At 31.6% G+C, this 7,704-nt stretch carries 8 protein-coding genes and 1 pseudogene; all 9 read left to right on the forward strand.

Annotated features, from left to right (window positions below):
• The first annotated feature begins 145 nt into the window (after nucleotides 1–145).
• Nucleotides 146–535, forward strand: coding sequence for a relaxase/mobilization nuclease domain-containing protein (locus tag HMPREF2731_RS15220; RefSeq protein WP_256337556.1), 390 nt, complete (start codon nucleotides 146–148; stop codon nucleotides 533–535).
• Nucleotides 519–2,441 carry a relaxase family protein gene (locus HMPREF2731_RS02570; protein ID WP_256337558.1) on the forward strand — a complete coding sequence of 641 codons (1,923 nt, stop codon included), beginning with the start codon at nucleotides 519–521 and terminating at the stop codon, nucleotides 2,439–2,441. Before HMPREF2731_RS15220 ends, HMPREF2731_RS02570 begins: the two co-directional genes overlap by 17 nt.
• 138 nt (nucleotides 2,442–2,579) lie before the next feature.
• A complete protein-coding gene (locus tag HMPREF2731_RS02575; RefSeq protein ID WP_070872262.1) occupies nucleotides 2,580–2,792 on the forward strand; it encodes a hypothetical protein in 213 nt (70 codons plus the stop codon).
• Nucleotides 2,793–2,953: 161 nt separating this feature from the next.
• Complete coding sequence (locus HMPREF2731_RS02580) at nucleotides 2,954–3,472, forward strand: YfbU family protein (RefSeq protein WP_024635914.1); 519 nt, start codon at nucleotides 2,954–2,956, stop codon at nucleotides 3,470–3,472.
• A gap of 6 nt (nucleotides 3,473–3,478) precedes the next feature.
• Nucleotides 3,479–3,991: a hypothetical protein gene (locus tag HMPREF2731_RS02585; RefSeq protein WP_024635915.1), complete on the forward strand. Its 513-nt coding sequence runs from the start codon at nucleotides 3,479–3,481 to the stop codon at nucleotides 3,989–3,991.
• Between the two features lie 270 nt (nucleotides 3,992–4,261).
• Nucleotides 4,262–4,885 carry a recombinase family protein gene (locus tag HMPREF2731_RS02590; protein WP_024635916.1) on the forward strand — a complete coding sequence of 208 codons (624 nt, stop codon included), beginning with the start codon at nucleotides 4,262–4,264 and terminating at the stop codon, nucleotides 4,883–4,885.
• Nucleotides 4,886–5,178: 293 nt separating this feature from the next.
• A pseudogene (locus tag HMPREF2731_RS02600) lies at nucleotides 5,179–6,398 on the forward strand (C39 family peptidase).
• Nucleotides 6,399–6,730: 332 nt separating this feature from the next.
• Complete coding sequence (locus HMPREF2731_RS02605; protein ID WP_002307459.1) at nucleotides 6,731–7,264, forward strand: hypothetical protein; 534 nt, start codon at nucleotides 6,731–6,733, stop codon at nucleotides 7,262–7,264.
• Nucleotides 7,265–7,275: 11 nt separating this feature from the next.
• Nucleotides 7,276–7,479, forward strand: a complete 204-nt coding sequence (locus HMPREF2731_RS02610; RefSeq protein WP_008266819.1) for a hypothetical protein — start codon at nucleotides 7,276–7,278, stop codon at nucleotides 7,477–7,479.
• The last annotated feature ends 225 nt before the right edge of the window (nucleotides 7,480–7,704 follow it).

Below are 7,704 nucleotides of genomic sequence, written 5' to 3' on the forward strand. Positions count from 1 at the left end.
AGTTTTGTCTCGCTTAATTTGACAAATAATATTATTTAAAACTTTGCAACAGAACCAAAATAAATTATGATCAATTGACTAAATTAATTAACGAAGAATTACTTTTTAGAATGCGACGTGCTAGAGATAATCAGAGGTTTATTTAATGGCAGTGACAAAAATACACCAAATAAAAACTACTTTAAATAAAGCAATTGGCTATATTACAAATCCAGAAAAAACAAATAATGGAATGCTGGTTAGTAGTTATAATTGTCAAAGTCAATTTGCAGAAGTTGAAATGCAAATGACTAGGGAATATGCACGTGAAGTAAAAGGCGATTATCGAAAAGTCGGTGGGAGTGAGGTTTTAGCACACCACTTAATCCAAAGTTTTTCGCCTGAAGACAAAGTGACACCAGAGCTTGCTCATGAATTAGGACGACAATTGATTGATGAATTGACTGAAGGAAAGTTTGAATATGTGATTGCCACTCACATAGATCAAGAACATATTCATAATCACATTATTTTTAACAGTGTTTCTTTTTTATGATCTGAAAAAATTCAGAAGTCAACCTTATCGAACAGCAAATAAAATTAAAGAAATTAGTAATCGTATTTGTGCTGAACATGATTTATCTTTATCACCGAAAAAAGAAAAATTAAAAGATTCCTACAAATCTTATTCTAACAGAAGAAATAACACGAGCTTTCGTTCTGAAATTCGTAAACGATTAACCATGTGCTTAAATGAATCAACTTCATGGGAGGGATTTGAAGAAAAAGCGGATCATTTAGGGGTAAATATTGATCGAAAAAGGGAACATATTTCGTATGCTTTATTATCCGTAGGACAACAAAGACGGACTAGAGGGGACAAGTTAGATGACTTAGAAACATTTACAGAAAGTAATATTTCTCAAAAACTTTCTGCTAATCAATCCTACATTAATCAGTTGAAAGAAGCGATTGAAGAGACATTTTTTTCTAGTGACAACTTGGAAGATTTTAGTTTTCTTTTGGAACAAGAGCATGGAATTACCTTTAAGTTAAATAAACAAGATCAATTTGTTTTCCATTTCAATGATGTAAATGATTTTAAATGGAATGAAAGCTTGCTGCCAGATAGTTATCGGATTAAAAATCTAAAAGATTATTTTAGAGAATCCTATGAGTTTACGAATGACTCTTCCTTAAATTCAATTGAAGAAAGATATCGTGAAAAAGAAAAAAGTGTGATTGTTCAAGAAGATACGCCTATTCAATTGCAAGAATTTCAAATAGAGAAAGCGACCAAAGAAGGATTGCTAGTGTCTATCGAACATGAAGACTTAAATGGTTTAGTGTTTGTCCCAAATAATTATGTTGATGTAAATGAAGAAACTGGAGAATATACAATTTGGATCAATGACAAATTTGATTATACTCTTACTGACAAACAGACAAACGAACAAACTAGTTTTACTGTAAAAGGGAAAGGGATCATTCGTGGACTGGAAAAAATGCAAGGGATTCAACCACAAGAGATAAAACTTTCTAGCAAAAATATTTTATCTATGAGTAATCGTGGTGTATCTATTTCGATACCAGAACTGAATATCAAGCGGCTCTTTATTCCTAGTGAGTATGTTGTAATCGATGAAATTAGTAAATCTTGTTCTATCTTAATTGGAGAAAAGTGGAATTACTATGCAGAACCACTCCCTGAGAACGATGATAATTCAAATAAAAAATTACCTTATCAAAAATTTATTGGACGTTCTTTAATCAATAGTTTAAAAGAAACTCCTGAATTACTTAATGTGGTTCTAAAACATAAATTTGATCAGCTACATTATCAATCAAGAAAACGATATACTAATCAATTAGTCGAAGCTTTAAATACGATTCGTGAAGAAAAAATTGTTTCAGCTTCACAATTAGAGCAGAGATTGAATGAAATTGTTGAGCAAAAAAACCAAGCAAAAGAGAAAATAGCTGAGATTGATGGAAAAATAAAAAATTATAACAATGTCGCAAAACTTTTAGTAACTTACGAAAAATATTTACTGATCATGAATGAAATTGAGCGTGCTACGATGCTTCAAAAAATTAAATTAGAACAAAAGTACAAAGAAGAAGTACGCCAATTTAAATTTGCTGAAAAGAAATTACTAGCTTCAGATAATCTACGTCCTGATTTAACGAAAGAAAAGATAATATCTGTGGCGAAAAATCAAGAGAAACAGAGGAAACGACTTATAGAGGGCTATAAGCATTATGAAAATAAATTAAATAGATTGATCGATGTTCAAGAAATATTGCAAGAACTAGATAGAAATGGATTATTTGATCTTAGTGGGTATCGTTTGATTGATAGAGAAGAAAAGCTAACGGATAAGATCGAGAAGTATGAAAAAGAAGTAGAAGAAACTCAACAAAAAAATGCAAAAGAGAAGAGGCAGGAACACGAAATATAAATAACTGAGAACACTATATATTCTGAAAAGTGAATATATCTCTTCATAAAATAATCAACATATTTAAAAAATTCAATCAGCCTTTTTTGTCGAGATAAAGTTCTTCATTCTATGATATAATGTTGCTGTAGAAAGTTTGTGGCGGTTTGGCAAATCCAATTGATGGAGCGTGGTGCCTATGGGCTTATTAGCTTATCGGACGTACTCTGTAGAAAGGAAATGCCTGATTTGTTCTCATTGGATCAAATTATTGCTATTATTGGATCAGTAGCAGTAGTTATTACTGCTGTAGCGAAAGCTAGCGATTCGATTTTAGCTTGGTTAAAGTTCAAAAAAGAACAAAAAAAATAGAGCCGTCTCAACTTTTGGCGAGGTAGACGAGCTCTAAAGCTTTATTTACATGCCATCCGCTTTGAACGGACTACACTGGGCATGTGACAGCATGCCCTTTCATTTATATTATATCTCATTCTTTTATATAATGAAAGTAAATAAATCATGGAGGATAAAATATGGATAAACTTAATAGATTAACATTAATAAATCAGTTTGAAATTTTAAGAGCTTTAAATCCTAACGAAGAAAAATACTATGCTGAAAAAATAGAAATACTAACAGAAGGTTACGAATATCACTATAGTGAAATATTTGAAAATATTTCTGATCCATTGCCAGAAGAAGATTCGCGGTTTGTTCTAGACATATTAAATATGTATAGAGATATAACTTTTAGTAAAAATAAATTAAAAGATATAAATTCAATTGATAATTATTATATACAATTTAGAGGTTTTGACTTTAATAGCTCTACCGAATTTAAGTTAGCACTTTATGCACAATTTTTTATTGAAAAATTAAATAGGTTTCAAGAAATAGTTGAAGATAGTGATTTTAACACTTTTAATAGCCATACACCGATGAGAGGTACTTATATAAAATTTCTCGAAAATTATAATGATTTAAAATCTACCAATAATTATCAATTTGGAAACTTGTCTTATGAGATGATAAGTAAAGTTCTAAGTTTGTGATGATAAATGAAATTAAATAGTATAAATGATTTATTTGCTATTATAGGTGTTATTGCTAACATACTTTTTTCATGTTTGAATTTTAGATTTACTCAAAAGAACAAAAAGAACAAACTCAGTATAGAACAAATGAAAAAAGACATTGAAACTGATTTAAAAAATGACCATAAAGAAAGAAGAAAAATTGAAGAATATACTTATTTAATGGAAAAGTGTAAAGCAACTGATGCAATTTTTAGCTTTTTAAGAAAAAGTGATGAGATAATCACACGTGAAAATATAGATTTAGAAAATGAGATTAGTAAACTTGAATCTATCTTTTCCGATATAAATTCTCTTAAGTATTTAATCGTCGAAGAAAATTCCCATAGCTTTTTAGAATTTGAAAAATATCTAACAGATCTTATAGATAATAGAAATAATGAAATAATGAGACAAAACAATGCAAGATTCCTTACTAAATTAGTTTCTGACTGGAAAAGTATTATTTCTCAAAATATGGATAAATTAAGATATTAAGGATGTTAGTTTTAAAATAAACTAATGTCCTTATTTTTGTGTTCACATTTCTGTTACCTAAGAAATACTTAAAGGAGGTGATGTCGCCAGCAACGACTACAACTTGAACCCGCTATCAACAGTTTATTTGTTGTTTCTTTTGGGTATACTCTAACGGTACAATTTCGTATTTGCTTAAAGCGTTGATTTTTCAACGTTTTTTCTTTATTGCAAAGTGTACCCTAAGACCTGTATACTAATAGTAAATAGATTGGATAGGAATGATGGCAAATGTATTTAGCTTATTTAAGAGTTTCTTCCGACGATCAAAGTTTAGCTCGGCAACATAAGCTAATTGAAAATTGGTCAGTCAAAAATAATATTGCTGAAGACGATTTAAAAATTTTCGAGGAAAAAGTCTCTGGAAAAAATATCGAAAACAGACCAGAGCTGCAAGAGCTTATTTCTTTTATACGTGAACGAGATACGATTATTATTCCTAGTCTTGATCGATTAGCAAGAAATAGTAAAGATACAAAAGACTTACTTCAATTGTTTCGTAGTAAAGGTGCTTCTATTGAAATATTAGACCTACCGTCGTTTAATGGGGTAACTGACCCTGCATTAAGAGACTTGCTGACAAATTTAGTCATAGAAGTATTTAGCTACGTCGCTGAAAACGAACGGAAAAAAATCAAAGAGCGTCAAAAACAAGGCATTGAAATTGCAAAGAAAAATGGGCGTTATACTGGTAAAAAGATTCAATACTATGCCAATGCGACAGGAAAAAACAAATTGATTTACGATGAAATTGTTGATGGTCTGAAGAAAAAAGAAACTATTTCTAAAATAGCAAAGAACGCAGGGGTTACAAGAAAAACTGTTTATCGAGTAAAAAGAGATTTAGGAATGTAATATGTTCCAGTTAGAAAGAAGCGTAAATAATGCAAGAAATAGAAATCGGCAAAATTTATTATTGTGAAGTTCCTAGTTTGGAAGGTTCTTTTGAAGTTCAAGTTTTACAAATGCTAAAAGACAACTGTGTTTTAGTGAGAGTCGTACGTTGTACATTAATGCAAAGTAAATATTTAAAGAAAAGCAAATATCGTTTTATTGTCAATATCAAGTCCCTAAAAGGACGATCGTTACACTTTTAATAAAGAGATGGAGGACTAAATAAAAATGAAGAATAAACTGACAGTATTAATTTGTGCAACCATTTTGTCAACGTGGGCAGTACCTACACAAAATGTTTTGCAGAAGAAACAGGGAATGATACTACGCAGCAAACAGTGACTAGCAACAGTTCTAATGAAGAACAAACTGCAATTGTAAATGGAGAACAAGTAAAATTAGAAGCACCAGTGAAAGAAGGACAGTCTGAAGCTGAAGCGACCCAAGCACCAAAAGAAGAGTTACAACAAGGGCAAATGAGTCGGTCTGCTCGTAGTACAGTAAAAACAATTCCTATGTATCGTATGTATAATCCAAATAGTGGTGAACATTTTTATACTCAAGACACTGGAGAGCGGGATAATTTAAGAAGAATTGGTTGGAATTATGAAGGGATTGGTTGGCAAGCTCCAACAAGTGGTGATCCAGTTTATCGTCTATACAATCGTTACAACGGCGAACATTTCTATACCTTAAATGCCAAAGAACGTGATAATATCACGAAATACGGTTGGAAATATGAAGGTATCGGTTGGTACTCTTATACTGGATCAAATGGTATTGCAGTTAGTCGTTTGTATAATAAGCGTGTCAACTGGCACCATTACACGTTAGACCAAAATGAAAAAATATTATTACAAAACAAGGTTGGAATTATGAAGGCGTAGGTTGGTACGCAGTTGGTAATGGACAACCAAACAATGACGATTATAAGCTTCTTGGTGTAAAGAATTACAATCAGTATGCTTTAGGCGCTCCAAGTGGCTGTGAAGGAGCTTCATTACTACAAGCATTGCAGTATAAAGGAAAAATCACGAATTGGAGTTTAACTCAGTTTTTAAACACGATTCCTAAATTTCCAAATGGAAATCCAAATAATGGTTTTGTTGGTAGTCCATTCGTTGAAAATTCCTGGACTTATTCAGCTATCTATCCTGCTCCATTAGCAACTTGGGGGCAAAAATATGGAAATGTGCAGAATATTTCAGGTAGTTCTATGACTACATTGCTTAATGAAGTAAAGAACGGAAATCCTGTGGTTGCATGGGTAACTATCAATTTCCAACCAATTCGTTGGGGAAATTGGAGTTTTGGTGTAGCAGCTAATAATAATCACGCAGTGACACTTGATGGATACAATAAAGGAAGTAATCAAGTACATGTATCTGATCCAATTAGTGGTTCTTATTGGCTGAATCGAACAACATTTGAAAATATTTACAACGCACGAAAATATGCAGTTGTAGTCAGATAACATTTCTATGTTCCATGTATCCCACAATCAAAAAAAATGAAACGATTATGCCTTCAAAACCACCTTTTAGGAAATGAATCGTCCTTTGAACGAAAACTATTTTATAATATAGGCGTTACTAAGCAGCAAAGCAGAAAACAGCAGTAAGAAAAGGAGTATAGATTCTAAAAAACAATTTGAATGGAGTGATTGCCTTTTATGAAACCGCTTATTTTAGAGAGACATTTATTATGAAAAGCTAATTGATTTTAAGTTTAAGTGTATTAGGATTAAGTGTTGGTATGTTCCATATACCCCAATACTTATATAAATAAGATTGAGGAGGAAATTTTATGAAAAAATTTGCTTTAGGGATAGCTTTGTTAACTATCGGGTCAGTTGTTTTACCGTCAACTACTATAGTTTATGCTTCAGAAAATTCCCAAGTGGTATCATTAAACGAAAGCAACGGCACTGAGAATGTAGTTATTGAGTATACTGAAGATGGTATGGTCGTAACTAAATATGAGGATGGTTATAGTGCAGAAGATTTTGCAAACTCTTCAGATATCATGACAAGAGCTGCAGTTGCAAGATGGGGCAAAAAGGAATATACAAATATTGCTGTAACCACTGGAGTAGCTGCTAATGCTATTAATGCTGCCTTTTGGGCAGGAGGAAAAGCTAGCACTGCTATGTTTGGTATCCCAGGTTGGGCAATTGGTGCTTTGTTAACCGGTGCAAGTTGGACTCAAAAAGGTGCTTCTCCAGGGAATGCAGTTGCAAAAGAATGGGACAAAAATGGTAATGGCTGGATTGGATTTTATTACCAAAGAGGATATGATGCAGCTGGAAGAGTTGTAGCTACTAGATATTCAACGTTATAAGTTAAGGAGTGATGTTTTTGATATCTAAAACATTAAAAACATTAAAAAAATTTACTAAAAAGAATCCGCAAATAGCTACTATTCGTATTTTTATATTTGCTATAGCTGTTACTATAATTGTTAATATGCTAAGCGGGGGGAAATTATACAAATCTGGTTTATTTTTAGTGTTAGTCTTAGTTGTCTTAGACATAATAAAGTCTAAAAAAAAATAAATGGACTATAGATTAAAAGGCTAGATACGATTCAAGAAAAAATGTGGTAATTAATTCACCTTGTATGCTTTAAGATCATTTGTTAATATTAAGGAACGGAACTCTCAAAAAATTCCGTACTCTAATTTGCAGGCTCTCACTCTTTTAGAGTGAGAGTTTTTTTATTAAATTTTCAAATTATTTAATAAAGTGATTCTGTTGCAAAGTTTTAAATCTACTATCAAA

The organism is Enterococcus sp. HMSC072F02 (assembly GCF_001837725.1).
In the GTDB taxonomy this organism is placed as follows: domain Bacteria; phylum Bacillota; class Bacilli; order Lactobacillales; family Enterococcaceae; genus Enterococcus_B; species Enterococcus_B lactis.